The sequence below is a fragment of the Scandinavium sp. genome, assembly GCF_032012665.1.
GTDB lineage: Bacteria > Pseudomonadota > Gammaproteobacteria > Enterobacterales > Enterobacteriaceae > Scandinavium.
Genome location: NZ_DALZVG010000028.1, coordinates 1 through 26,719, shown reverse-complemented (window position 1 = coordinate 26,719; position 26,719 = coordinate 1). Strand labels below are relative to the sequence as shown.

Genomic DNA, 26,719 nt, shown 5'->3' with positions numbered 1-26,719 from the left:
TTATAAACCGTCGGCTCTGGCATTATTTGTCCGCACAACGCTGACTGTTTTTCCTGCTCTGCTGGCAATGTCTGCGGCCCATGCCGACGATATTATTTTTGATACCGGAGCGCTGAAAACTCAGGGGCTGGATACCTCCCTTGCCACACAATTTCAGCGTGGTGATGCGTTTCCGCCGGGCGTTAACCGGGTTTCACTGAAGGTGAACGGTGCCGATCGGGGGCGTCATCCGGCATATTTTGATAAAGCTGGGCGCTTTTGCCCGGATGCGACGCTCCTGCGCAATGCCGGGTTGAAGGTACCGGCTGGCGTACCGGAAAGACAGGGGGAAGAAGGGGAGATGAAGGAAACCTGCCCTGACCTGACAGCCGTCTGGCCACAGTTTACGGTGGAAGCCGATCCGGGCGAGGGTACATTGGCCTTGATTGTGCCCCAGGATGCGCTGGACCCGGATGCGGATCGGGCGCAGTGGCAGCACAATGGCGCGGCCGCGCTGCTGAACTACAGCGCCCAGTATATGGGGAGCCAGGCGAGTGCCACCCGTATGAACTACTGGCAGGTGCAGACTGAAGCCGGGTTCAATGCCGGAGACTGGGTGGTGCGCAGCAATCAGAGCCTGTACCGCTTTGACGATACGATGGAAACGGATTACCAGAACGCATATGCCCAGCGCACCTTTGCACGTCTGAAGAGCACGCTTCAGGTTGGGCAGGTTCCGCTCTCCGGCGGCCTGTTCGGTATCGGGCAGGTGATCGGCTTCCAGATGACGCCTGAGCAGGCGCTGTATGCGGGTCGTGGAGCGGCCGTTGTAACAGGAATCGCCGACGGCCCGTCAGTCGTGGAAGTGCGCCAGCTTGGGATTCCGGTTTATCACACTACCGTCCCGGCCGGGCCGTTCAGCCTGAGCGGATTTTCTCTGCTGAATACCCGAACCGACCTGACGGTAACGGTGAGCGGCACGGATGGTAGCCAGCGCAGCTTTATCGTTCCTGCCTCCGCTTATGCCCGCGATGGGGCCACCATCACGCCCGGCGTGTCATGGGGAATGGGGCGTTATGACCAGAAGGGGGCGGATAAAAAGCCCCTTGTGGCCATGGCCTCAAAAGGCTTTCAGCTGACGGAGAGAACGGCCCTTCAGGCTGGCGTTGTGTGGTCTGATGATTATCAGGCGGTGAGTTCGGCGCTGAACAGTACTTTCCTGTGGCGCACGGGCTTAACCCTGCAAAATACGCTGGCCCGCGCCTCTTCTTCCGATAAAAAAGGATCGCTGACCTCCCTGTCTCTCAGCCAGCCGCTGGGGGAGATGTTTTCCCTCAATCTTAGCGGTACGCACCAGGACGAGGGCTACCGTGAGTTCAGCGAGTCCCTGAGTCGGGAGCAGGAAAATGCTTCCCGCAATAAAAACCAGTACGGGGGTGGGATAACCTGGTCACAGGAGTGGCTGGGTAGCTTGAGCCTTTCTGCGGGGCGTAGTACCCAGACGCGTGGAGATGCAACAACCTGGACCCAACTCGGCTGGGGCCGGCAGTTTGGCCGCGCTACGCTGAATGTCAATGCTTCACGTAATCAGAGCGGAGGTGGCTATGGGCGCGATGACCGGCTTTACATCTCACTACAGTTCCCTCTGGGAGAACAAACAACGCTTAATACTACGGCGAGCCACAGCCGGGATGGCTGGCGTTATGGTAGCCGGATTGACCAGCGTCTCAGCCAGGATCGTAACTGGAGCCTTTCCGTGGACAGGGATGAAGGCCGCAGGCAGAACTCCGCCACAGGCACTTTTAGCGCCGTTAGCCGCTGGAGCGATCTGACCGGCAGCTTGTCCGCAGACTCTGACCATTCGCGTAGCCTGAGCCTTCAGGCCACCGGCAGTGCGGTGGCTCATCGGCACGGCATTACCCTGGCCCCGTACCAGGTACAGGACACGTTTGGCATTGCGAAAGTGGGCAAAAAGGCTGGCGTAAGGCTGGAAACGCCAGCTGGTCCGGTGTGGACGGACAGCAATGGTTATGCGGTGCTCCCTTCCCTGACCAGTTGGACCCGCTCCGACGTAGAGGTAGATACGCGTAGCCTGGGAAGGAGGGCCGATGTGCTGAACGGTACGCAGGACGTTTCTCCGGCGCGCGGCTCGGTCAGCCAGGTGCGCTTCGACACCGTCTCCACCCGGCGAGTGCTGGTCAGCGTGCGGAACGCGGCGGGCGGTCGCTTGTCACCGGGAGCCGCCGTTTATGATGACCAGGACAACTTCGTCACCGTGGTGGATGACGACGGTAATATTTTCCTGCCGGATACAAAGCCCGGCAGTGTGTTCAGCGTGGATCTGAAGGGGCAGGAGTGCCGCATCATCATGGACAATTTGCCGGAAGATCCTGATGAAAGTGCGGGCCTTTACGAAAACGCAAGCGGCGTATGCCGATAATGAGAGAGATACCAGTGAACAACAGTGACAGCCAGTTTCGCCAGATCCTGAACGTGATTTGTGGCCCTCGCAGGCCCGCCCGTCCGACCGCATTTTTTCTGCAGGTTGCATCGGTCATCTTGTTGATGGCTCTGGTCTGTGCCGGGAAGAGCCACGCCGCAGTCAACCCTCAGCCGCAAATGCAGTTAATCCTTCCTGAATGCCGGGTGACGGCGGGATCCGGCGTGGTGGATTTTGGCAGCCGCAGCCGAGGACAGCTCCAGAATGCTCCCGGTGGAATGACGCCGGGTACCCGCACTCTCCAGCTGAGCGCCATCTGCACCCTGCCGCGGAATATGAAGATCCGCCTTGACGGAATAGCAAGAGGAAGCGCCTTCAGCTGGGGGGGCGCAGACAGCGTCCTGCGCATTCGCGCTCTCAGGGCACAGATTGACGGGGAGAGCGTACAGCTTCAGAAGCTGAACGGTGCCGGAAATCCGGAGGGGCAGCCGGAAGCGTCGCTGTCCCTGACGCCCGGCGACGGCCTGATGGCCGTCCGGAATGGGCAGCCGGTTCACGGCAAACAGCTGAACGTGACCCTCGAGGTGGTACCGGTGTTGGGCGAGCAGGACAGCCGTCCGCTACAGCGGGCATACCCGGAAGCCTCGCTTGGCATCACCCTGGTGCCCTGAGCAAAGAAGAAAGTGCCCCGTAGCGGCAGGTCAGGCCGCTGCGGTCGGCTTCGTGAATTATGGCGCGGCCCGGCCATGCTGAGGTGCGCTAAATGTCAGTGCTCTGTTACTCATAGGATGAGATCATGTCTGAAACATTTTCCGGCGAGCGCCAACGCTTGTCCCTTTCCTGCCTCAGCACCGCCATCATACTGGCCCTGAGCACCTTCAGCTGCGGTGTTCGTGCCGCGCCAGCTGTGAATGCCGGCAGCGGCGAAAACAAGATCATTACCGGTGATATTACCGCAACGGCGATGGGCGATTCGGCTCTGAACGCCCATGACGGCGGTGTGATTACCGGCGGGGACGTCATTCTTTCCAGCCGATTCAACGCGCTTATTCGCGCTTCAGGAAACAGCTGTATCGAGCTTAACGGCGTGACCCTGGGCCCTTCGTTTGGTGCTCAGGCGTACATTGAGGACGGTGCGCAGGTGGCGCTGTCGGACGTTACCTTTACCGGAGGGGATGTGCTGTACGTTGCCGGGGCAGGAAGCCAGCTTCTGCTGAAAAATGCTCTGTCATCGCCCTCCCGGGCGGCGTTTGATATCAGCGACGGTGGCCGCCTGGCGCTGGATAACTTCACGCTTGAAGGCGAGCCCTCCGGCAGCGGTGCGGCGATGATCCGCGCCGCAGGCGGTTCCACCGTTTCCATTACCAGTGGCAGCAGCCTGCTGTCCCACGATAACGCCGTGCTTAAGCTGAGTGAGGGGGCCACGGCCATCCTGCGGGACAGCTCACTGTCCACCTCTCCGCTGAATCCTGAAAATATCGGCTACTATCCGGTTGTTCAGCTGAACCCGGGAACCGCCCTTGATGCGGATAACGTACAGCTGGCGTTTGACGTGGAGGGGAGCGCCTTTTCGCTGGACGAGGGCGCGACTGCTGATATTCGCAACAGTCGCATCGTGGGCACGAAGATTAGCGGGGCAGGGGCTGCGGTCGATGTTTTTGGCCGAGAGAGCCGGGCCGACCTCACTGATACCAGCATCTCCGTTGCAGGGGATATGTCCGCCACCCCTGGGCAGTTTATGGGCATTTATGTTGGGCAGGGTGCCGCGCTGGACATGCAGGGAGGAAGTATTACAACAGACGGAAAAGGAACGACGGGGCTTCAGGGCGATTATGCGCAGGTACATCTTCGTGACGTGAATATCGTCACGCAGCAGGATGAATCGGCGGGGGTTATCCTGTATGGCGCGTCAGGGGATATCACCGGGGGCACGATTACGACGAAAGGGGGTAATGCACCGGCGCTATCCCTGCGGGACAATGGTGCGCTTATTGTCAAGGATACGACGATTATGGCGTCGTCTTCTGATGCGCTTCTGCTTGTCGGAGGAGCCAGTCATTCGCTGGATTTGACGCTTGATAATGCGCAAATCCTCTCCGGCGACAGCGGTACATCGCTGGTCATGCAGGATCCCACCAAGCGGCAGCCTGGCGGGGCAGTTATCAGTACTAATCTGCGCAATGGCACGATGATGTCAGGAGATGTTAGCGTGACGGGAAACGATTCCCGTTCGGCATTCAGCCTGGCGCTGGATAATGCCACGCTGAATGGCGCAGTCAATGCCTCAGGCGGAACGACCTCGCTGACTACGACAAATCATGGGATATGGAACGTCACGGGCAATTCCGTACTGGATACGCTGCACAATGGTGGCACCGTTGCATTCGCAGGAGATACTCCAGGGACCCGGCTTCATGTTCGTGGGGATTATGCTGGCGACAATGGGCTAATTGCCTTTCGTACGGTGCTTGGTGATGACGATGCCCTAACGGATCGTATGCTGGTAGACGGTAATACCTCGGGAAAAAGCAGCGTGCTGGTCACAAATGCGGGTGGCAGCGGGGCAAAAACGCTGGAAGGAATTGAACTCATCCATGTGCAGGGCGACTCTACCGGCGAGTTTATGCAGAAGGGACGAATTGTGGCAGGTGCCTGGGATTATCGTCTGGCCAGAGGAGAAGGTGCCTATGCTGCTAACTGGTATTTGACCAGCAAGGACGTTACGCCAACGCCTCCCCCGGATGATGGTGGAAAAAATACGGATAAACCGCTGGACCCTCGCGATTCGTCGACAGCTCGTCCTGAAGCGGGCGCCTACGCGGCAAACCTGGCGGCAGCGAATACGCTGTTCCTTAACAGACTTCATGATCGCCTGGGAGAAACACACTATGTGGATGCGCTCACCGGCGAGGACCGGGTAACCAGCCTGTGGATGCGAAATGTAGGGGGGCACAGCCGCAGCAAAGACAACAGTGAGCAGCTTAGTACCCAGGCTAACCGCTATGTTCTTCAGTTGGGGGGAGACGTTGCACAATGGACTGCAGGCAACGAGAGCCGTTTTCATCTGGGTGTAATGGGTGGGTATGCGAACCAGCATAGCCGTACCCGCAACCAGCGTAATGATTACCATGCTGATGGACGAATTAACGGATACAGCGTAGGGGGGTATGGCACCTGGCTTGAGGATGGCAAGGATAACACAGGGGGATATATTGATATCTGGATGCTTTACAACTGGTTCAATAACAGTGTGAAGGGGGAGTCCTTATCCTCAGAAGATTATAAATCGAAAGGCGTGACCACTTCCGTTGAAGCGGGTTATACCTGGAAAGCCGGTGAAAGAACGCCCCGCGAAAGCTGGTATATTCAGCCGGTGGCGCAGCTGACATGGATGAATGTCAGGGCCAATGAGCACCACGAGGCCAACGGTACGCGTGTTCAGGGAGAAGGCACCGGAAACGTTCAGTCGCGCCTGGGTCTCCGTACCTTTATAAAAGGGCATAGCCGACTGGATGAAAATAAGAATAGAACCTTCGAGCCGTTTATCGAGGCAAACTGGTTACATAATACAAAATCATTCGGGGCTAGCCTGAATGGTGTGCGCATCGATCGGGCAGGCAATCGTAACGTCGCAGAGTTGAAAGCGGGGGTAGAAAGCCAGCTAAACCGCAGCCTTTCCCTTTGGGGAAACATTGGGCAGCAAATAGGTGATAGCGGCTACAGCGATACTCTCGGTATGCTGGGCGTGAAGGCGGCTTTTTAACAACGGTGACATAACCCGTTTTGAGTAGTCTGGTAAAACAGGCTATTGCCTCTATGGCTCCGGTAGCGCTATAGAGGTAATAGCCAAATCGTCAGTACTTTCCAGAAAATGAAAGAGAAATTGCTGATTCGTACATTAATATCACTAAGCATTGCCTGGCTTTTTATAATGCTTAATTGCTTTTTAAATGGTCTGTTTAAATTCTTCCTTCGCATTATTTAACGCCATATTAAATTTAGGATTGCTATGTAAGGAAGCAACCACTGCTGCACCCATTAGGCGACCGTTATCCACATCACTTTGCCAATGGGCCCCACAGATAACTCGACTCTGACCAAAATCATAACCGCGCTTCAGAATATCCGTTTCTCGACCGGGATTTATTTCAGCTAATATTAATGCTGCTGCCCATCCAAATGAGGCGTGCCCGGAGGGATATGAACCCGTTTTTGCCATTTTTTCATCGTCTTGAGGCGTGCAGGTATGATTCTTAAATAAAACAAAAGGCCTGACTTGCATATAATGATCTTTAGAACCTCGCATTGCGAAGTCGTGGCTATCCTTCAGAACACCTTGCAGTAATGCATACAACTTTGGCGTGTTTGACGGTGAAATCTCTTCGCCGAAGGCTGCGGAAAATATTTGCGTGATGTTTTTGTAATCGGCATCATCTGCCGGACCAATAAATCAGAATAAAGTGAATAAAATCTCTGTTTTTAACCTGGGTTAGCCAGAAGAGGCATTAAGAAATCCCTTTCTCATGCGGAATACATTACGAAGTTTCCCTAATGGGAGCAATGGTTTTAGTCAATAATAAGGGCTGTCGTGGATGGGATTTTTCTCGAAATTAATTCTGAAATTAAAACTTCCTGTTCGGGGAAAAAGGGGGCGTTTTTTGTGCAGAAAGTGCGCCATGATGAATGATGGATGATTCAGGCCGAAGTTATAACGCATTGATAAAAATGGTTTTATTTTCTTATCATGCCCTCAGAAGATGTAGGGAATATTAGCCTGGATTGAGCTTGCATGGCAAAGGAGTCTATGCAAGGTCTGTATTAATAGCGACCCAGGTGTTCTACATTTTGTTGAGAAAACTCCTATAATTTTATAAGCTTTTTTTAATTCAGAGGGCTAATCTATATGTCTGACACTTCGGTTAAAAATTCTGATAATGCTAAACCTTTAGGATATCGCATCGCTGGGAGCGTTGACTTTATTCTCGAAGAGGGAAAATTACGTCATGTTTTATCAGGAAAAGAATCCCTTCTGTACATCCCTGCTGCTCAATGTCTGGAGAAGCTGCTGAGCGAGCACGGAAGCGTGGTTAGCTATGAAGAGTTGATTCAGGCTGGCTGGCCAGAAAGGGCTGACAAAATCTCCCTGAACACCTTTTACCAGATGGTATCAAACCTCCGTCGGCAGATCGGTGCTGTGTTACCTGAAGAGGATATTGTTACTACAGTAAAACGCAGTGGGTTACAAGTTACAGTTCCTGTAACTGTAATTCAAAATACTTTTTTAAAAGATGAGGGTAAATCTCTGTCTCAGCCAGCTGACATCAGCCACCCTAATATTGCTTTAAATCCAGCAGGTGAAAAAAGATCCGTTAAGCTGAGACTGATAAGTTCCTTTTTGATGCTAACATGTTTCGCTGGGAGCATTTTATATGTTTATCTACAGAGTAAATCACCGTTCCCCCGTTTTTTTGATAATTATACTTTTTATCAGAAATTATCTTCCGGATGTTCGATGTATACAAATAATGACGATGCAGCGAAAATCTCCAACCGGTTCTCACCAACGGTATTTGATTGTAAGGGGTTTTCTGTGGCGTACATTAGCCAATGGCCGATGAGGACTCGTTCGTCGGCCATTTTGTGCCACCCTACCGGAAGATCAAAAGTTTATGGTCTTGAATGCAAAAGCTATTATTATGCGAGTAATGCACAATGATAAAATTTCGTAAAATAAGTATCCTGAAATTTAATTTGATAATGTTGTCTTTTTCCCTGGCGATTTTTGCCTATGGATGGCAGCTTAAGCAATTCAACCAGAAAATGAATTGCACCATAAATATGGTTATATCAAACCATGACCTGACCATGCCATTTATCGGTCGGCTGTTTTATTCAAATGGTCGAGGGTATCTTTCCTTTGATGGGCCGGTCTACGCAGATCATCAGTATGAAGGTATACTTAGCCGCATCATATACTTTTCGGGGGAATATAAAGGGGATATGTTGAGTATTAAAGGGGAAAAGATGCTCGTTCCTGAGAAAAATAGTTTTCCTCAATTAAATGCTGAAAGAATTCTGCCTAATTTTTTTGTACGGCCTAATTCGACAATTTCATTTTACTTACGACAGGAGAAAGGCGGGGTGTTTTTCCTGAAAGAAAATGTGCCCATTTTTTACTGTAAAGATTTAGTGAAATGACTATATTTACTCCCCTTATATCTACATCTACACCCAACTTTTGGGATTGGCAGTTTGCCAGCTATAGGTATATGCTCTTATAGCACTGTTTTTTTTAGTGAATCAGGAGGAACATCAGTTGTTATTATTTACCCATTAGTATTCTATTATTCTTCGCAGTAAGGTTAATATTTGAACTGTATAGGTGGAAATGTTGAATATTTGTGCTATCTAGGTATTTAGAATACTCAATAATATTTAACACAGGCCTGTTCTGTTTGATAAAACCTCTCGCCACTGTGTGGCGTTTCAGTCCGTTGAACCAGAACTGCTCAGTGAAAATTTGGACAGTTGATGATCAATGCTGCATGTGATCATATGCCGAAAATGGATGGCTAAATATTCCATTATCTGAACGTTACACTGAGCGGTTCTGTCTGGTGCAGATAGACTTGCCGATGGCTGAAACCTCATTATCTAGTACTAAGCACTGACTATGGCACCGTTTGAAAATGACCATTTAAATTCGAATATTATCGAAAAGCATTTAACTTGTACTGATCCGCCTTTATAAATTAATCGGGTTGGCTGCATCAGCAACGAGGTAGGTTTGATCAATAACAGTTGGATGAGTGAGGGGAGTGCAACTCAAAACTGATAAACCCGCGTTTCCCAGTGATGAAGCCGGTAAGGCTCGTCAATCTGTGCAGCGTTCCCCAGCACGCACTTCGCACCTTCAAGGCTGAGCTCGCTCTGCGGCCACTGTGCAGATTTGGACGACAAATTACACAGCACCAGAAACGTCTCGTTGCCCAGCTCACGGGTATAAGCATAGATCTGCGGGTGATCCGCCAGCGCCAGCCGATAGCGGCCATAGATTAGCGTGCGCTCTTTTTTACGCAGGGCGATCAGGGCCCGATAAAAATTGAGCACCGAATCGGGATCCTGCTGCTGAGCGGCAACGTTAATGATGACGTGGTTGGCATTGACCTGAAACCAGGGCTTAACCTCACTGAAACCGGCATTGGTCGAGTGATCCCACTGCATTGGCGTGCGGGAGTTGTCGCGCCCGGTGTGGGTGAGGAAGGCAATGATTTCCTCTTCGCTTTTGCCCTGCGTTGCCATATCCCGCCACATATTTTTCGCTGAGACATCATCGAAGTCGGCCAGGCCATTAAAGTGGGTGTTGGTCATGCCGATTTCCTGGCCCTGATAGATAAACGGCGTGCCCTGCATCAGAAAATAAAGCACCGCGAGACAAGTCGCACTTTCCCGCCAGTAGTGCTGGGTATCGCCCCAGCGTGAGGTGATGCGGGTTAAATCGTGGTTTTCGACGTACAGCGCATTCCAGCCTTTGCCCTCCAGCGCCTCCTGCCAGGCGGTGAAGATTTTTTTCAGCTGAGCGGGAGAGGGGCGGATCCCGGCTTCGGTTTCCCACAGCCGTACGTGCTCGAACTGGAACACCATATTCAGACGATTGCGATGCTCGCCGACCCACTCCTCGGCGTGAGCGGAATCCAGGCCGTTTACCTCGCCAACGGTGACGATGTCGTAGTGCTGAAAGACGTTGCGGCTCATGTCGTCGACGTAGTCCAGCAGCCCGTCGTAGTTGAGGTGGCTTTTCATTGACGGCACATAGCGCAGATTATCAGGGTTGGGCACATCGGCAAGCGTCGGCTCTTTTTTCATATGGCAGATGGCGTCGATGCGAAAGCCGTCGATGCCTTTGTCCAGCCACCAGCGCATCATCTCGTAAACCGCGCTGCGTACTTCCTGATTCTCCCAGTTCAGATCCGGCTGACGACGGGTAAACAGGTGCAGGTAATACTGTTCAGTGTGCGGATCAAACTCCCACGCTGAGCCTTTGAAAATGCCTTCCCAGTTGTTCGGCTCCGCGCCATTTTTCCCGTCGCGCCAGGTGTACCAGTCGCGTTTCGGATTGTCTCTTGAAGAGCGGGATTCCAGGAACCATGGATGCTCGTCGGAGGTATGGTTGACGACCAGATCGATAATCAGCCGCATCCCGCGGGCGTGAACTTCGGCCAGCAGGCGGTCGAAATCGGCCATTGTGCCGAACTCCGCCATGATCTGCTGATAGTCGCTGATGTCGTAGCCGTTGTCGTCGTTAGGCGATTTGTACATCGGGCAGATCCAGATCAGATCGATGCCCAGATCCTTCAGGTAGTCGAGTTTATCGGTGATGCCGTTGAGATCGCCAATGCCGTCGCCATTGCTGTCCTTAAAACTGCGCGGATAAATCTGGTAGGCCACGGCCTCTTTCCACCAGGTTGCCATCGTTATCTCCCGATCAGTATTGCGAAGGATTCATAAGGTTGGAGCTCGATGCTCGAGCCAAGCAGTTCGCGTGGGGCGTAATGGCTAATCATGCATTCGCCGTGCCAGCCGTGCATCTCTTCTGGCAGCTTCAGCATCACGCGTTCGCGGCTGAAGTTGTTTATCACCAGCAGCGTGTCGCTGCCGAGGGTTCTGAGCCACGCGAAAACCTGCGGGTGGCTGGCAAAGATCTGCTGAAAGTCGCCGTACACCAGAACAGGGTGCTGTTTACGCAGCGCCACCAGCTTCTGGTAATGCCAGAAAACAGAATCCGGATTCGCCAGCGCGGCGGCGACGTTGATTTCCCGGTAGTTGGGATTCACGGCAATCCACGGTGTACCGCTGGTAAAACCGGCATTTGGGCTTGCGTCCCATTGCATCGGCGTGCGGGCGTTGTCGCGCCCGTTGGCGTGGATGCCGAGCATCATCTCTTCATGGCTGACGCCTGCCTCCACCCGTTCGCGGTAGAGGTTCAGGGTTTCGATATCACGGTAGTCATGAATGGATTTGAAGCGCACGTTGGTCATGCCGATCTCTTCGCCCTGATAGATATAAGGCGTCCCCTTCAGGCAGTGCAGGGCGGTGGCGAGCATTTTGGCAGAGGCTTCGCGATACTCTCCCTCGTCGCCGAATTTGGACACCGCTCGTGGCAGATCGTGGTTGCTCCAGAACAGCGAGTTCCAGCCTTCGTGCGCCAGCGCCGTTTGCCATTTATCGATCACGGCTTTGAAACCCGACAGCTCAAACGGCCTGCTGCGCCACTTTCCGGCGTGCTCGTCCCAGAACTGCTTGATGTGGTCAAACTGGAACACCATCGACAGCTCATCGCGATCTTCAGCGCTGTAGAGCAACGCATCCTCCGGCGAGGCGCTCCAGGCTTCACCGACCGTGACGTAATCACCTTTGCCGAAGGTGGCCCGGTTCATCTGGCGAATCAGCGCGTGCAGGTTTTTGCCGTTGGCCATGATTTGCTTATCGACCTCTTTGCCAATCAGGTCGATAACGTCCATGCGAAAGCCGCCAATACCGCGGGCGAGCCAGCGATTCATCATGGCGTGGACTTCTTCGTGTACGCGCGGGTTATCCCAGTTGAGATCGGGCTGGCGCTTTGAAAACTGATGCAGATAGTATTCACCGCTCGCCTCGTCGAACGCCCAGCCGCTGCCGCCAAAATAAGAACGAAAGCCATTCGGCGGCCCGCCGTCCGCTGCCGGTTTGCGCCAGATGTAGAAGTCACGGTATTGGCTATCGGGGGATTTTAGCGCTTCGAGAAACCACGGATGCTCGTCGGAGGTGTGGTTGACCACCAGATCCATCAGGATGTGGATGTCGCGCCGTTTCGCCTGTTCGATAAGTTCGTCCATTCGGGCAAGGGTACCGAACTCGGCGGCGATATCTTCGTAGTCGGAGATGTCGTAGCCGTTATCGTCCATCGGCGAGCGATACACCGGCGAGAGCCAGATCAGGTTAATACCTAGCTGGTGGAGGTAATCGAGCTTACTGATGATGCCGCCGAGATCGCCGATCCCATCGCCGTTGCTGTCCATAAAGCTGCGCGGATAGATCTGGTACACCACGGCGCTGTGCCACCATTTTTGCTCCATTGCTTTCTCCTTTGAATGTCGGGTGGCGCTGCGCTTACCCGACCTACAAAACCCTTGCAGGGGGGATAAGCGTAGAGACATCCACCACTAAAGCCTTTGAAATGCCAGTCCCGCATCATCGAACAAATAGCAGCGCTCCGGCGGCAGGCGCAGGCCGAGGCGCTGATCGGGCGCGATTTCCAGCCGCGACGTCAGGCGCGTCACCAGGGGTTCGCTGCCATAGCCACCGTTGACGTAGAGCAGCGTTTCGTTGCCCATCTGCTCGACAAACAGCACTTCGCCCTCCACATCCGCCACGGGCAGGTCAATCAGCTGAACGTGCTCCGGGCGGATGCCAAGCCATACGCGATCGCCAACTTTTCCCCTCAGCGTATCTATTGGCAGCACCATGCGCTGGCGGTTCTCCAGATCCACCCCCGTTTCGCTTTCGCTCGTTGCGGTGAGCGTGCCAGCAATCAGGTTCATCTTCGGTGAGCCAATAAACTGCGCAACGAACAGGTTGGCGGGGCGATCGTACAGCTCAAGCGGAGAGCCGACCTGCTCTATATGGCCCTGATTCAGCACCACAATCCGGTCAGCAAGCGTCATCGCCTCCACCTGATCATGGGTGACGTACAGAATGGTGGCGTTAATACGCTTGTGCAGCGCGGCGATCTCCATGCGCATCTGTACGCGCAGTGAAGCATCAAGGTTTGAGAGCGGCTCGTCGAACAGAAACAGGCTGGGTTCGCGCACTATCGCCCGGCCAATCGCCACGCGCTGACGCTGGCCGCCGGAAAGATCTTTCGGCCGCCTGTCGAGCAAGTTTTCAAGTTGCAAAATGCGCGCACTGTTCCTGACTTTTTCATCGATCTCCTTGGCCGGGCGCTTTGCCATTTCAAGAGCAAACGCCATGTTCTGGTAAACCGTCATGTGCGGGTAGAGCGCGTAAGACTGAAACACCATCCCGATGCCGCGCTCGGAGGGGGAGTCATCGTTCACGCAAACGCCGTCGATGCGCATTTCGCCTTCGCTTATCTCTTCAAGCCCCGCCACCATCCGCAGCAGCGTCGATTTGCCGCAGCCCGAAGGGCCGACCACAACCACGAATTCGCCATCGCTGACGGTCAAATCCAGCGGCTTGATCACCTCCGAAGAGGAGCCGTAACGCTTGCTGATCTTGTCGAGTACCAGTTGCCCCATCGTTACCCCTTAATTGCTCCGCTGGTGAGCCCGCTGACGATACGTTTCTGAAAGATCAGCACCAGGATGATGATCGGCAGCGTCACCACCACCGATGCCGCCATAATGCTGCCCCATGGCAGCTCGAAGGTGGAGGCACCGCTGAACATGCTGATGGCTACCGGCACCGTGCGTTTGTCTCCGGAGATGATGAACGTCAGCGCGAACATAAATTCGTTCCACGCGCCGATAAACGCCAGCAGGCCCGTGGTGACCAGCGCCGGGGCGAGGATCGGCGCAAAGACGCGGCGGATAATGGTCCAGGTGCCTGCGCCATCGACAATGGCCGCTTCTTCGAGTTCGACCGGGATCGACTTCATAAAGGTGGTCAATACCCAGACGGTAAACGGCAGCGAAAACGTGGTGTAGGAGAGAACGAGCGCGCCCAGTGAGTCGTACAGCCCCAGAAAGCGCACCAGTTCGAACATGCCGGTCAGCACCGCCACCTGCGGGAACATCGATACGCACAAAATGGTGAACAGCAGAAAGCGCCTGCCGCGAAACGGCACGCGGGCCAGCGCAAACGAGGCGGTGACGGACACCAGCAGGCAGATGCCAACGGTGATGGTCGCCACCAGCACCGAGTTCAGCAGGCTGCGGGCGATACCGTTATCCACCAGCGCGACCACATAGTTATGCCAGTGCCAGCCGCTCGGCAGATAGGCCGGTAAAAACAGCTCCTGTCCGGTGCGCAGCGAGGTCAGGATTGCGTAGTAAAACGGGAAAACGCAGAACAGCACGGCAAGCGTCGCGCCTGCGTAAATCGTGAGGTTTTTGCCAAAGCGTCGCTGGGTGCGCGTGGTTTTCATGGCCGCTTCTCCTTGTCGTTAAGCTTTGAGACGCGGATAAAACAGGCGGCAATGCCCGCCACCATCATAAAGACCAGCACCGACGCCGCGGAGCCCGCGCCCATATCCTGATAGGAGATGATCTGCTCGCGGGCGTAGCCGGAAACGGACATGGTGGCTTCGCTGTTGGAGGTCAGGACGAAAATCAGATCGAAAATGCGCATGGCGTCCATCACCCGGAAAATGACCGCCACGACCATGGCAGGCAGGATCAGCGGCAGCGTGATGCGCTTAAAGCGCTGCCAGGCGCTTGCGCCGTCCACGCGTGCGGCTTCGTAGAGATCGCCGGGGATCAGCTGCAGGGCCGCCAGGAGCATCAGCGCCATAAACGGCGTGGTTTTCCAGACGTCGGCGATCACCACGGCCCACATCGACAGCGACGGTTCCGCAATCCACGCCAGATGCGCCTGATAGCCGAAGATCTTCGCCAGCAGATCGTTCACTACGCCGTACTGATCGTGGAACATCCAGCCCCACATTTTGGCGCTGACGATGGTCGGAATAGCCCACGGCACCAGGATGGCGGTGCGCACCAGCCCCTGGCCGCGAAACTTCTCGTTCATCAGCAGCGCGAGCAGCATGCCGAGCAGCACTTCCAGACAGACGGAAACCACCGTGAACCACAGCGTGTTGCCTACAGCCTGCCACCAAAGCGGATCAGCCAGCACGCCGCTGATGTCGCCGTCATGATTGAGGTAATAGTTAGCCAGCCCCACCATCTGATACTCGCCCGGGTTGTCGAGCATCGCGTTGGTGAAGCTGAAAAAGAAGGTGCGAGCCAGCGGCCATCCTGCCGCCAGCGCCAGTAATAAAAGGGCGGGCGCCACCAGTATCCATGCGATACGGCGGCGCCGCTGCTGATAGCCTGAGTGCGCCAATTAATGCCAGTCCTTGCCTTTCACGCGCTCCAGGCGCTTTTGCAGATCCGCCACCGCAGTTTTGCCGTCGCTGCCGCCGTTCAGCACCTTAAAGGTGACGTTGAAGATGGCGTTGGAGACGCGCGGGTACTGACTCCTGGTCGCAGTTGCCGGGCGCGGGACCGCATTGGCGAAGATCTCTTTGAACATCGTCAGGTGCGGCGCGCTTTCCATCACTGCTTTGTCTTCATACAGCACTGAACGCGTCGGGGCAAAACCGAGATACTTCAGCTGCATTTTCTGCGAGTCGGCATCGGTGAGGATTTTCAGCAGCGCAATAGCCGCGTCTTTGTTTTTGGTGTTGGCGTTGATTGACCACTGCCAGCCGCCCAGCGCGTTGGCGGATTTGCCGTCCGGCCCGGCAGGTAGAGGGGCTACGCCCACTTTGCCTTTCAGCGGGCTATCCGCCCCTTGTGATAACAGGTAAGCGTATGGCCAGTTGCGCATAAAGAGCGCGTCACCGTTCTGGAATACGGCCCGTGACTCTTCTTCTTTATAGCCGAGTGCGCCTTTTGGCGTGATTTTGCCAATCCAGCCTGCGACCATGTCCAGCGCCGCCGCGGCCTTTGGATTGTTAACGGTCACGTTCCCTTTTTCGTCGATAAAGGTGCCGCCACCGTAGGAATCAATCCACTCCAGCGCGTTACAGGTCAGGCCTTCGTAGGATTTGCCCTGGAAGATCATCCCCCAGAAGTTGTTGTGCCCGGCCTTGCGCTCTTCGGCCTGAATTTTGGTGGCAATGCGGGTCAGCTCATCCCAGGTTTTTGGCGGCTGCTCGTTGTATTTTTCCAGCAGGTCTTTGCGGTAATAGAGCACGCCGGTGTCCAGATAGGCGGGGATAGCTTTGACCTTGCCGTTTACGGTGTCATTGGCCCACGGGCCCGGGAAGAAATCGCCCTTCATGTCGCTGACTGCGTCGGTCAGATCCAGAGTTTGCTTATCGAGCAGCCCGACCCAGATGGTGTCTGACTGGAACAGATCCACCGCTTTTTCATCCTTAGCGGCGAACAGCTGCTGGAGCAGGGCGAGCTTCTCGTCGGAGGCCGCCGGGAATTCAATAAACTCCAGCTTGTTGTGGGTTTGCTTTTCAAAACGGTCTTTGACGTAGCTGCAGTATTCCTTACCGCCGGGAGAGATAGGGCATTCCATACGCAGGGTGTCGGCCAGCGCCGCGTTTGCGACACCTGCCAGCGCTAAGGTCATCATACTTAACGTCAGTTTTTTCATTATGTCCTCGACTGTTCAGACGTAACCAGAGGTGGCGTATATAGAAAACGCCATCTCAAAAGCTAGTTAACAACGAGGCCAGGCAGCAAGTTAGCTGCCTAATCTTTGTGCTAAATCCGGATCTACCGCACGAACAGGATTTTTTTTCAGCGCTTCGCAGAAAGAAGCGCTAAGAGGGAAGTCAGTCGAGGGTGAAGGTGTCGGCATCCTGCCAGGCCGGGAATTTTTCGCGGTATTCCTTCAGCGCAGTCAGCGACAGCTCGGCGTGAATCAGCGTGGCCTGATGCGGCTCGGCTGTGGCGACGATCTCGCCCTGGGGATTAATCACCCGGCTGTCGCCGCGATAGTGATGCCCGTTGCCGTCGGTGCCGACGCGGTTGCAGCCAACCACGTACGCCTGGTTTTCAATGGCGCGTGCGGTGAGGAGCGCCTGCCAGTGCAGAGAACGCGGCGCGGGCCAGTTGGCGACGTACAGGATCAGATCGTAATCGTTGTGGTTACGTGACCATACGGGGAAGCGCAGGTCGTAGCACACCAGCGGCATAATCCGCCAGCCGCGCCACTCAAACACCACGCGCTCGTCGCCAGCCTGATAGTGATGATGCTCATCGGCCATGCGGAACAGATGACGTTTGTCGTAGTGATGAATGGTGCCGTTGGGCTCAACCAGTAAAAAACGGTTAACCGGGCCGCGTTCGGTTTGCAGGGCAGCGCTTCCGGCAATCAGCGCATCGGCCCGCTGAGCTTTATCCTGCATCCAGGCAATGACGTCCGCCTCAGGTAGCGACTGAACGGCGGCCTCCATGGCAAAACCGGTGGTGAACATCTCCGGCAGGACAATCACGTCCCGCCCGCTGACGGCTTCCAGCTGACGATCGAAGTGGCGCAGGTTGGCGGGGCCATCCATCCACACCAGGGGCTGTTGCAGGACGGTTACTTTCAGGTTAGGCACGGTCTAAAACTCCCGATGTCAGGCTCACGATTCAGGCTTCTACCTTATCAGGGCAGGGCGAGAGTGCGTAACATTTCAATAAAAAAAGCGGAGAATTTCTCCGCTTTGAGTATGAACACGTGATGTGATTTTCATGGGCCGAATCGTTGTCCGGCCCTGTTGTTATGCTTTGTTATGCGGCTTCAATCTTGCGCACTTTTTCCGGGAGCTTTACCGGTTTTGTGGCCAGTGCGTCAGGTTCGAAGTCGTCCACGTTGATGCTGCGCAGGCGGCTCTCTTCGGCTTTCGTCAGAACGGCAGCTTCTTCCTGGTCAATCAGCCCTTTCGCCAGCGCGTTGCGGGCCAGCTCATCAAGTCGGGTGAACGGCAGGTTCTTGCCAATCTCTTTGCAGATCCGCTGGTGGATAGGATCGGCAGCCATCACGTCAATCAGTGCTGATTCCAGCAGACCCACCGGGTTGTGCTCGCTCGGCGTCAGGTACTGGCCGCGACCGATGCGTGAACGGGTGGCGCTTGGTACCTGCAGGATTTTCGCCACGGCGTGATCCAGTTTGTCAGAAGGTGCGGCGTAGTGGCGGCCCGTCGGGAAGATAACGAAGCGCATCACGCCTGCCACGAACCCGTTCGGGAAGTTGCGCAGCAGGTCATCAATGGCCTGTTCTGCCTGATGCAGCGCGTCCTGAACGCCCCAGTGAACCAGCGGCAGATCCGCTTCGTTCCGGCCTTCATCGTCATAGCGTTTCAGCACGGCAGAGGCCAGGTAGAGCTGGCTCAGCACGTCGCCCAGGCGGGCTGAGATGCGCTCGCGACGCTTCAGGCTGCCGCCAAGTACCGCCATCGACACATCTGACAGCAGCGCCAGGTTCGCGCTCAGGCGGTTCAGGTGTTGATAGTAACGACGGGTGGCATCGTGGGTTGGCGTGCTGCTGGTCAGGCCGCGAGTCAGGCCGAGCCAGAAGCTGCGCACTTTATTGCTGCCCACGTGGCCGATATGTTTGAACAGCAGCTGGTCGAACGCGTCCAGGTCTTTATTCTGCGCGGCGGCCATCTCTTCGAGCACGTACGGATGGCAGCGGATGGCGCCCTGGCCGAAGATCATCATGCTGCGGGTCAGGATGTTGGCACCTTCCACAGTGATGGCAATTGGTGCGCCCTGATAAGCACGGGCGAGGAAGTTGCCTTCGCCGAGCATAATGCCTTTCCCACCGGTGATGTCCATCGCATCAATGATTGACTGCTGGCCGCGGTGGGTACAGTGATACTTCACAATTGCTGACAGCACCGCCGGTTTTTCACCGAGCATAATGCCATAGGTAATCAGGGATGCAGCAGCATCCATTACGTAGGCGTTGCCGGCGATACGCGCGAGCGGCTCTTCAATCCCTTCCATCTTGCCGATGGAGATTTTGAACTGACGGCGAATGTGGGCATAGGCACCCGTCGCCATCGCCACGGATTTCACGCCGCCCGTAGAGTTAGACGGCAGGGTAATGCCGCGGCCCACGGAGAGACATTCCACCAGCATACGCCAGCCCTGACCGGCCATTTTTGGCCCGCCGATGATGAAGTCGATCGGCACAAAAATATCCTGACCGCGGGTTGGACCGTTCTGGAACGGTACGTTCAACGGGAAGTGACGACGGCCAATTTCCACGCCCGGCGTGCCGGTTGGGATCAGCGCACAGGTGATGCCTAAATCCTCTTCGCCGCCGAGCAGTTTGTCCGGGTCGGAAAGTTTGAACGCCAGGCCCAGCACGGTGGCGATAGGGGCCAGCGTGATGTAGCGCTTGTTCCAGGTCAGGCGCATGCCAAGCACCTGCTCGCCCTGCCATTCACCCATGCAGACCACGCCGGTATCCGGAATAGCGCCCGCATCGGAACCCGCTTCAGGGCTGGTCAGCGCGAAGCATGGAATTTCCTGACCGCGTGCCAGACGCGGCAGATAATGATTTTTCTGCTCGTCGGTGCCGTAATGTTGCAGCAGCTCGCCCGGGCCTAAGGAGTTCGGTACACCGACGGTGATCGCCAGGATCCCGGAGACGCCGGAGAGTTTTTGCAGCACGCGGGACTGTGCGTAAGCGGAGAATTCCAGGCCGCCGTACTCTTTCTTGATGATCATCGCGAAGAAGCGATGTTCTTTCAGATACGCCCACAGCTCTGGCGGCAGATCGGCCATTTCGTGGGTGATTTCAAAGTCGTTTGCCATGCGGCACGCTTCTTCTACCGGCCCGTCGATAAAGGCCTGCTCTTCCGGCGTCAGGTGCGGCTGAGGATAGTTGTGCAGCTTTTTCCAGTCCGGATTACCCTGGAACAGATCGCCTTCCCACCAGGTGGTGCCCGCATCAATTGCTTCTTTTTCGGTGCGGGACATCGGCGGCATAACTTTGCTGAAGGTGCGGAACACCGGCGCGGAAATCATCGATTTACGCATTGGCGTCAGGTTGAACGGCAGCAGGATAATGGCCAGCGGCACCAGCAGCCAGATATTCCATAGCCCGACAGCGCCCAGCGCACCGGTCCAGACCAGCAGAACAAGGCTGCTCAGCAGCAGGTTAACCCGATGATAGAACAGCACCCCGAGTAACACGATGGTTGCAACAATACTCAAAATCATCATAAAGAAATGCTCCCTTGCTTGTAGGAGGTCTGACCACTTGTGATGATATGGTTGTAGTGGATGTTATTTCTTTTATCAATGTGTTTACAAAATAATTACAACCCAGCTCACACTGTTGCCGCATTCGGGGGCACGGAAAATCAAAAGCGGGGTGGATTACGCAGGGGAGTGCTTCTCGCGTCAGCCGCTATCCGTTACACTGCTGAGGTTAATAATCAAAGCGGAAGGACATTCCTCATGTACCAGGATCTGATTCGTAATGAACTGAACGAAGCCGCAGAAACGCTGGCTAATTTCCTCGCCGATGAAGCGAACATTCACGCTATCCAGCGCGCCGCAGTACTGCTGGCGGACAGCTTTAAGGCTGGCGGGAAAGTCCTTTCCTGCGGCAACGGCGGCTCACATTGCGATGCCATGCACTTTGCCGAAGAGCTGACTGGACGCTACCGTGAAAACCGTCCTGGCTACCCGGCGATCGCGATTTCCGACGTCAGCCATCTCTCCTGCGTGAGCAACGACTTCGGTTACGAATACGTCTTCTCCCGTTACGTGGAATCCGTTGGCCGTACCGGCGACGTTCTGTTTGGTATCTCCACCTCCGGTAATTCCGGCAACGTTATTAAAGCGATTGAAGCGGCGCGCGCGCAGGGCATGAAGGTGATCACCCTGACAGGTAAAGACGGCGGGAAAATGGCGGGTTCCGCGGACGTTGAAATTCGCGTGCCGCACTTTGGCTACGCCGATCGCATTCAGGAAATCCATATTAAGGTTATCCATATCCTGATTATGCTGATCGAAAAAGAGATGGTTAAGGCCTGATGATGTTGTGTCGGGCGGCACTGCGTTTGCCCGGCCAGCAACTCAGCCCACAGGCCGGGTAAGCAACGCGCCACCCGGCGCTGCCTGAAAGCGCTAAGAGGTGATTTATGTGCGAACTGCTCGGGATGAGCGCCAATGTGCCAACCGATATCTGCTTCAGCTTTACCGGGCTGGTACAGCGCGGTGGCGGCACCGGGCCGCATAAAGATGGCTGGGGAATTACCTTCTATGAGGGTAAAGGCTGCCGCACGTTTAAGGATCCGCAACCGAGCTTTCAGTCGCCGATTGCCCGGTTGGTGCAGGACTATCCGATCAAATCCTGCTCCGTCATTGCCCATATTCGCCAGGCGAACCGCGGCGAAGTGGCGCTGGAGAATACCCATCCCTTTACCCGCGAGCTTTGGGGCCGCAACTGGACCTACGCCCACAACGGGCAGCTGACGGGGTATAAATCGCTGGAAACCGGTCAGTTCCGCCCGGTAGGCGAAACCGACAGCGAAAAGGCCTTCTGCTGGCTGCTGCACAAACTCACTACACGCTACCCACGTACGCCGGGCAACATGAACGCAGTATTCAAATATATTGCGACGCTTGCGGGTGAGCTGCGCGAAAAGGGCGTGTTCAATATGCTGTTGTCGGATGGGCGCTACGTAATGGCGTTTTGCTCGACCAATCTGTACTGGATCACGCGTCGTGCGCCGTTTGGGGTGGCAACGCTGCTGGATCAGGATGTGGAAATTGATTTTCAGCGGGAAACCACACCGAACGATGTGGTCACCGTGATTGCCACACAGCCGTTAACCGGCAATGAAACCTGGCACAAGATTATGCCAGGCGAGTGGGCGTTATTTTGCCTGGGGGAGCGTGTAGTTTGACACGAGCTGCGAGCGCACCTCGTGGCTCAGCGGCTTGCTGACAACATAGCGTCCGTTGACGACGGAAACCGTTGGCGGCTTATGCGTCTGCTGGAAGTAGTCATATCCCGGCTTCAGCTGTGACCAGAAGTCTTTATAGTATGAATATTTGTGGCGTTCCATGTTGGCGTCGGTCATGCGGAACGGGTAAATGCTCACCTGCACGCTTGACTGACCAAACACCAGCGCGCCGGTCACGAACTGGAAAATCTCATCAATACCGGTATCGGTCATGGCGTAGCAGCCAATCGACACGCAGGCACCGTGGATCATCAGGTATTTCCCTTCATAGCCGTGTGCCTGATCGTAGGCATTTGGAAAGCCGATGTTGATGGCTTTATAGAAGCGGCTGTCGGGTTTGAGCTGACTGCGGGAGACGTTATAAAAGCCTTCCGGAGATTTGAAATCGCCCTGACGCTGTTTTGGCCCCAGCCCGCCGGAATAGTTGCAGATTTTGTAGCTGTCGAGCAGCTGGTACGTTTCGCCCATCTTCACGTAAAGATCAAGGGTGCGTTCTTCTTTGAAGATCTGGATATAAACCGGTGAGCCCATCAGCTGCTGCTTGTATTCTTTGCTGACTGGCGTGGTCGAGCTGGAGCTGCTCAGCAAACCGGCAAATGACATGCACGGGATCAACAGCATCGCAAGTAACAATGCGATTTTGCGCATACTACATGTTCCTTGATAAAACGGTGAAGAGAGGCCGGGAGGCCAAAATAAACCCGGAATCAGAATTGTCCTGAATTGGTGCGCTCACATTAGCATCACCAAAGTTTTTCGCAAGTCCGGACTGCGCGGTTTACAAATAAGTTTTACGTTATAAACCGTTTTTCTGCTCAAATCTGTCAGAACTTTGCGTATTTGCTCGCAAATACTGGCCTGCAAACCGCGCAAATGCTGCTTTCGAGCGACTCATCCTGTAAACTTCTTCGGTCTTACGATCAGGTTAAGAAAGGATGCTTTACTCTCATCGCACTGCCGCCAGCAGCGCCCTCTGGCCCTGGCTTTTCCTTTCTTATTTCTTCTTTCTACGCTGGGTTTTAGTGACAGTAACGACATGATTAAAATTACAAAAGGGTTGAATCTGCCTATCGCAGGCGTGCCTTCGCAGGAGACTGCCGAAAGCGTAAAGATCACACGCATTGCCGTTCTGGGAGAAGAGTTTATCGGCATGCGCCCTTTAATGGCGGTGCAGGAAGGCGACCGTGTGCGTAAAGGGCAAGTGCTTTTTGAAGATAAAAAGACGCCCGGCGTATGTTTTACCGCTCCGGCAAGCGGTGTGGTCAGCGCCATTCACCGTGGCGAACGCCGCGTGCTGCAGGCCGTGGTCATTGATATCGACGGTGAAGACGCGATTGCGTTTCCACGCACGGAGGCCGCGGAACTCGTTCGGCTGGATCGCGAAGCGGTGCAGCAGCAACTGCTGGCGTCCGGTTTATGGACCAGCCTGCGCACGCGGCCTTTCAGCAAAATTCCGGTACCGGCAAGCGTGCCAGCGGCGATTTTTGTCACCGCTATTGATACCAACCCGCTGGCCGCCGATCCGCTGCCCATCATCTTTCAGCATCGCGAAGCCTTTAATGCGGGCTTAACGGCGTTGACGCGCCTGACGGACGGCAAAGTGCACGTCTGCCAGGCAAGCGGCGGCATACTGGGCGGGCATCCCGTCGGCCAGGTCACCTTCAATACCTTCACCGGACCGCATCCGGCAGGCCTTCCGGGCACGCACATCCATTTTCTCGAACCGGTCAGCCTGACGAAGCAGGTCTGGCATCTGAATTATCAGGATGTTATCGCCATCGGCAAGCTGTTCGTGGAGGGCGAGCTGTGGACGGAGCGCGTTATCTCTCTTGCCGGGCCGCAGGTGAAAACGCCGCGCCTGGTGAAAACTCAGCTTGGCGCAAGCCTTGAACAGCTGACGGCAGGTGAACTTGCTGAGGGTGAAAACAGGGTTATTTCCGGATCGGTGCTGAGCGGGACGCGTGCGCTGGGGCCATATGCGTTCCTCGGCCGCTACCACCTGCAGGTGAGCGTAGTGAAAGAAGGGCGTGAGAAAGAGCTGTTTGGCTGGGTGATGCCCGGCAAAGACAAATTCTCTGTTACCCGTACCACGCTCGGCCATTTTCTCAAGCGCAAGCTGTTCAGCTTCTCCACGGACACTCACGGCGGCGAACGGGCGATGGTGCCCATTGGCAACTACGAGCGCGTGATGCCGCTGGATATTTTACCGACGCACCTGCTCCGCGATTTGCTGGCTGGCGATACCGACAGCGCGCAGGCGCTGGGCTGTCTCGAACTTGACGAAGAAGATCTGGCGCTTTGCACCTATGTTTGCCCGGCAAAATATGAATACGGCCCGGCGCTGCGTGAGGTCTTAACCCGCATTGAGCAGGAAGGATAAATGATGGGTTTGAAAAATCTGCTGGAAAAAATTGAGCCGCACTTTACCCAAGGTGGCAGGCTGGAGAAGTATTACCCGCTGTATGAAGCGGCGGCGACTATTTTCTACACGCCGGGTCAGGTGACCAGAGGGGCATCGCACGTTCGTGATGCCATCGATCTCAAACGCATGATGATCCTGGTATGGCTGGCGGTATTCCCGGCCATGTTCTGGGGTATGTACAACGTCGGGCTGCAAACCCTTCCGGCTTTGCACAAGCTTTACGGCGTGGAACAGCTGCAGCAGGTGATTGCCAGCCACTGGCACTACAGCGTGGCACAGTGGCTGGGCGTGAGCTTCGCGCCAGATGCGGGCTGGCTCAGCATGATGGGATTAGGCGCGGTCTTCTTCCTGCCCATTTATCTGACCGTATTCATCGTCGGCGGCTTCTGGGAAGTGCTGTTTGCCATCGTGCGCAAACATGAAATCAATGAAGGCTTCTTTGTCACCTCCATTTTGTTCGCGCTGATTGTGCCACCCACGCTGCCGCTGTGGCAGGCGGCGCTCGGCATCAGCTTTGGCGTAGTGATCGGCAAGGAGATTTTTGGCGGAACCGGACGTAATTTCCTCAACCCTGCACTGGCGGGGCGTGCGTTTCTGTTCTTCGCCTATCCAGCGCAAATCTCTGGCGATCTGGTGTGGACGGCAGCGGATGGCTTCTCAGGTGCAACGCCGCTTTCCCAATGGGCAAGCCATGGCGGAGAAGCGCTGGTGAACGTTACCACCGGGCAGCCCGTCACCTGGATGGATGCCTTCCTCGGTAACATTCCAGGTTCAATTGGTGAAGTCTCCACGCTGATGATTTTGCTCGGCGGCGCGCTCATTATTTTCGGTCGTATTGCTTCCTGGCGCATCGTCGCGGGCGTGATGCTCGGTATGATAGCGACAGCCACCCTGTTCAACTTTATCGGCTCCGCGACTAACCCAATGTTTGCCATGCCGTGGTACTGGCATCTGGTGCTCGGCGGGTTTGCCTTCGGCATGATGTTTATGGCGACGGATCCGGTTTCGGCATCCTTTACCGACAAAGGGAAATGGGCCTACGGCGCGCTGATTGGCGTGATGTGCGTGCTAATCCGCGTGGTTAACCCGGCGTATCCGGAAGGCATGATGCTGGCCATTCTGTTTGCCAACCTCTTTGCACCGCTGTTCGATTACCTGGTGGTGCAGGCCAACATCAAGCGGAGGAAGTCGCGTGGCTGAAGTGAAAAGTAACGATAGCATCGGTAAAACGCTGCTGGTTGTGCTGGTGCTTTGCCTGGTTTGCTCCGTCATCGTGGCGGGCTCGGCGGTCGGTCTGAAGCCCCGTCAGCAGGAGCAGCGAGCGCTGGATAAGCAGCGCAATATTCTGGCTGTAGCCGGGCTGATGCAGCCGGAAATGACGCCGGGCGACGTCGCATCGGTTTTTGCCGGGCGTATTTCTCCGCGGTTGTTGGATCTGAAAAGCGGTGCGCTGCTAGATAAAGATCCGGGCACTTTTAACCAGGGGCTGGCGCTTAAAGATCCTGCTCAGAGCATTCAGCTGGTGGCCGGCGACGATCCGGCTGGCATTAAGCGACGGAGCAACGTGGTGGAAATCTACCTCGTTAAAGATGCCCAGCAAAAGGTGCAGCAGGTGGTGCTGCCTGTTTACGGCAACGGCCTGTGGTCGATGATGTATGCCTTTGTGGCGCTGGATACCGACGGACGCACGGTGAAAGGCATCACTTACTACGATCAGGGTGAAACGCCGGGGCTCGGTGGGGAAGTGGAAAACCCGGCCTGGCGTAAGCAGTTTGTCGGTAAAAAAGTGCTGGATGACAACGGCATGCCTGCGCTGAAGGTCATGAAAGGCGCGGCGCGTCCGGGCGATGAGTATGCGGTGGACGGGCTGTCCGGCGCGACGCTGACCTCCAACGGCGTGCAGCACAGTTTTGATTTCTGGATGGGAGAGCAGGGTTTTGGGCCATTCCTCAAACAGATGCGTGAAGGAGGCCTGAACCATGGCTGAACTCGGTGAAATGAAAGAAGTAAAACGGGTGCTGGTGGGGCCGCTTATTGCCAATAACCCGATTGCGCTGCAGGTGCTGGGCGTCTGTTCGGCGCTGGCGGTAACGACCAGGCTGGAAACGGCCTTCGTGATGACCATTGCGGTCACGCTGGTGACGGCGTTTTCCAGCATGTTTATCTCGATGATCCGCCACCACATTCCGAACAGCGTGCGCATTATCGTGCAGATGGCGATCATCGC

At 55.4% G+C, this 26,719-nt stretch carries 21 protein-coding genes; 11 read left to right on the top strand and 10 right to left on the bottom strand.

From position 1 onward, the window contains the following. Positions 1-67: 67 nt before the first annotated feature. From RTU33_RS18560 to RTU33_RS18550, 3 genes are all read left to right on the top strand, one after another. On the top strand, positions 68-2,419 hold the full coding sequence (locus tag RTU33_RS18560) for a fimbria/pilus outer membrane usher protein (protein ID WP_312629312.1): 2,352 nt from the start codon (positions 68-70) through the stop codon (positions 2,417-2,419). A 14-nt stretch (positions 2,420-2,433) separates the two neighbouring features. After that, entirely contained in the window at positions 2,434-3,090 is a 657-nt protein-coding gene (locus tag RTU33_RS18555; RefSeq protein ID WP_312629311.1) for a hypothetical protein, read from the top strand. A gap of 125 nt (positions 3,091-3,215) precedes the next feature. Next, positions 3,216-6,182, top strand: a complete 2,967-nt coding sequence (locus RTU33_RS18550) for an autotransporter outer membrane beta-barrel domain-containing protein (protein WP_312629310.1) — start codon at positions 3,216-3,218, stop codon at positions 6,180-6,182. Positions 6,183-6,365: 183 nt separating this feature from the next. Here RTU33_RS18550 and RTU33_RS18545 read toward each other — a convergent pair whose 3' ends face one another. Then, positions 6,366-6,725, bottom strand: coding sequence for a phosphatase PAP2 family protein (locus RTU33_RS18545; protein ID WP_312629309.1), 360 nt, complete (start codon positions 6,723-6,725; stop codon positions 6,366-6,368). A 597-nt stretch (positions 6,726-7,322) separates the two neighbouring features. Between RTU33_RS18545 and RTU33_RS18540 the strand changes: the two genes are divergently transcribed. Together RTU33_RS18540 and RTU33_RS18535 are read left to right on the top strand one after the other, a co-directional pair. Further along, positions 7,323-8,135 (top strand): winged helix-turn-helix domain-containing protein, encoded by an 813-nt coding sequence (locus RTU33_RS18540; RefSeq protein WP_312629307.1) that lies wholly within the window; start codon positions 7,323-7,325, stop codon positions 8,133-8,135. After that, complete coding sequence (locus RTU33_RS18535) at positions 8,132-8,617, top strand: hypothetical protein (protein WP_312629305.1); 486 nt, start codon at positions 8,132-8,134, stop codon at positions 8,615-8,617. The genes RTU33_RS18540 and RTU33_RS18535 overlap by 4 nt, the downstream gene beginning before the upstream one ends. A gap of 627 nt (positions 8,618-9,244) precedes the next feature. On the opposite strand, the gene RTU33_RS18530 is transcribed toward RTU33_RS18535, so the two are convergent. The 8 genes from RTU33_RS18530 to fadE all read right to left on the bottom strand — a co-directional run bounded on the left by RTU33_RS18530 (position 9,245) and on the right by fadE (position 20,316). Beyond that, positions 9,245-10,891 (bottom strand): alpha-glucosidase, encoded by a 1,647-nt coding sequence (locus tag RTU33_RS18530; protein ID WP_312629304.1) that lies wholly within the window; start codon positions 10,889-10,891, stop codon positions 9,245-9,247. A 2-nt stretch (positions 10,892-10,893) separates the two neighbouring features. Beyond that, positions 10,894-12,534, bottom strand: coding sequence for an alpha-glucosidase (locus RTU33_RS18525; RefSeq protein WP_312629303.1), 1,641 nt, complete (start codon positions 12,532-12,534; stop codon positions 10,894-10,896). Positions 12,535-12,621: 87 nt separating this feature from the next. After that, positions 12,622-13,716, bottom strand: a complete 1,095-nt coding sequence (locus RTU33_RS18520; protein WP_312629302.1) for a sn-glycerol-3-phosphate ABC transporter ATP-binding protein UgpC — start codon at positions 13,714-13,716, stop codon at positions 12,622-12,624. A 2-nt stretch (positions 13,717-13,718) separates the two neighbouring features. After that, positions 13,719-14,564 (bottom strand): carbohydrate ABC transporter permease, encoded by an 846-nt coding sequence (locus RTU33_RS18515; protein ID WP_312629301.1) that lies wholly within the window; start codon positions 14,562-14,564, stop codon positions 13,719-13,721. After that, positions 14,561-15,481 carry a sugar ABC transporter permease gene (locus tag RTU33_RS18510; protein WP_312629300.1) on the bottom strand — a complete coding sequence of 307 codons (921 nt, stop codon included), beginning with the start codon at positions 15,479-15,481 and terminating at the stop codon, positions 14,561-14,563. Before RTU33_RS18510 ends, RTU33_RS18515 begins: the two co-directional genes overlap by 4 nt. Continuing rightward, on the bottom strand, positions 15,482-16,747 hold the full coding sequence (locus RTU33_RS18505) for an ABC transporter substrate-binding protein (RefSeq protein ID WP_312629299.1): 1,266 nt from the start codon (positions 16,745-16,747) through the stop codon (positions 15,482-15,484). A gap of 181 nt (positions 16,748-16,928) precedes the next feature. Beyond that, positions 16,929-17,699 (bottom strand): amidohydrolase, encoded by a 771-nt coding sequence (locus tag RTU33_RS18500; protein ID WP_312629298.1) that lies wholly within the window; start codon positions 17,697-17,699, stop codon positions 16,929-16,931. Positions 17,700-17,871: 172 nt separating this feature from the next. Beyond that, the gene (fadE, locus tag RTU33_RS18495; protein WP_312629297.1) at positions 17,872-20,316 is read right to left on the bottom strand and encodes an acyl-CoA dehydrogenase FadE; all 2,445 of its coding nucleotides are present in this window, start codon (positions 20,314-20,316) and stop codon (positions 17,872-17,874) included. 237 nt (positions 20,317-20,553) lie between these two features. Here fadE and lpcA point away from each other — a divergent pair, with 237 nt between their 5' ends. Together lpcA and RTU33_RS18485 are read left to right on the top strand one after the other, a co-directional pair. Next, complete coding sequence (gene lpcA, locus RTU33_RS18490; protein WP_312629295.1) at positions 20,554-21,135, top strand: D-sedoheptulose 7-phosphate isomerase; 582 nt, start codon at positions 20,554-20,556, stop codon at positions 21,133-21,135. Positions 21,136-21,242: 107 nt separating this feature from the next. Beyond that, positions 21,243-22,010: a class II glutamine amidotransferase gene (locus tag RTU33_RS18485; RefSeq protein ID WP_312629293.1), complete on the top strand. Its 768-nt coding sequence runs from the start codon at positions 21,243-21,245 to the stop codon at positions 22,008-22,010. On the opposite strand, the gene dpaA is transcribed toward RTU33_RS18485, so the two are convergent. Beyond that, positions 21,981-22,718 carry a peptidoglycan meso-diaminopimelic acid protein amidase gene (gene dpaA, locus RTU33_RS18480; RefSeq protein ID WP_312629292.1) on the bottom strand — a complete coding sequence of 246 codons (738 nt, stop codon included), beginning with the start codon at positions 22,716-22,718 and terminating at the stop codon, positions 21,981-21,983. The two genes, RTU33_RS18485 and dpaA, sit on opposite strands and share 30 nt — an antisense overlap. 388 nt (positions 22,719-23,106) lie before the next feature. On the opposite strand from dpaA, the gene RTU33_RS18475 reads away from it, so the two are divergent. The 4 genes from RTU33_RS18475 to RTU33_RS18460 all read left to right on the top strand — a co-directional run. Continuing rightward, positions 23,107-24,450 (top strand): Na(+)-translocating NADH-quinone reductase subunit A, encoded by a 1,344-nt coding sequence (locus RTU33_RS18475; protein WP_312629291.1) that lies wholly within the window; start codon positions 23,107-23,109, stop codon positions 24,448-24,450. Between the two features lie 3 nt (positions 24,451-24,453). Then, a complete protein-coding gene (locus tag RTU33_RS18470; RefSeq protein WP_312629360.1) occupies positions 24,454-25,692 on the top strand; it encodes an NADH:ubiquinone reductase (Na(+)-transporting) subunit B in 1,239 nt (412 codons plus the stop codon). After that, on the top strand, positions 25,685-26,479 hold the full coding sequence (locus tag RTU33_RS18465) for a Na(+)-translocating NADH-quinone reductase subunit C (RefSeq protein ID WP_312629290.1): 795 nt from the start codon (positions 25,685-25,687) through the stop codon (positions 26,477-26,479). The genes RTU33_RS18470 and RTU33_RS18465 overlap by 8 nt, the downstream gene beginning before the upstream one ends. Next, a partial coding sequence (locus tag RTU33_RS18460) for an Rnf-Nqr domain containing protein (protein WP_312629289.1) occupies positions 26,472-26,719 on the top strand: 248 nt, incomplete at its 3' end. The genes RTU33_RS18465 and RTU33_RS18460, both read left to right, overlap by 8 nt.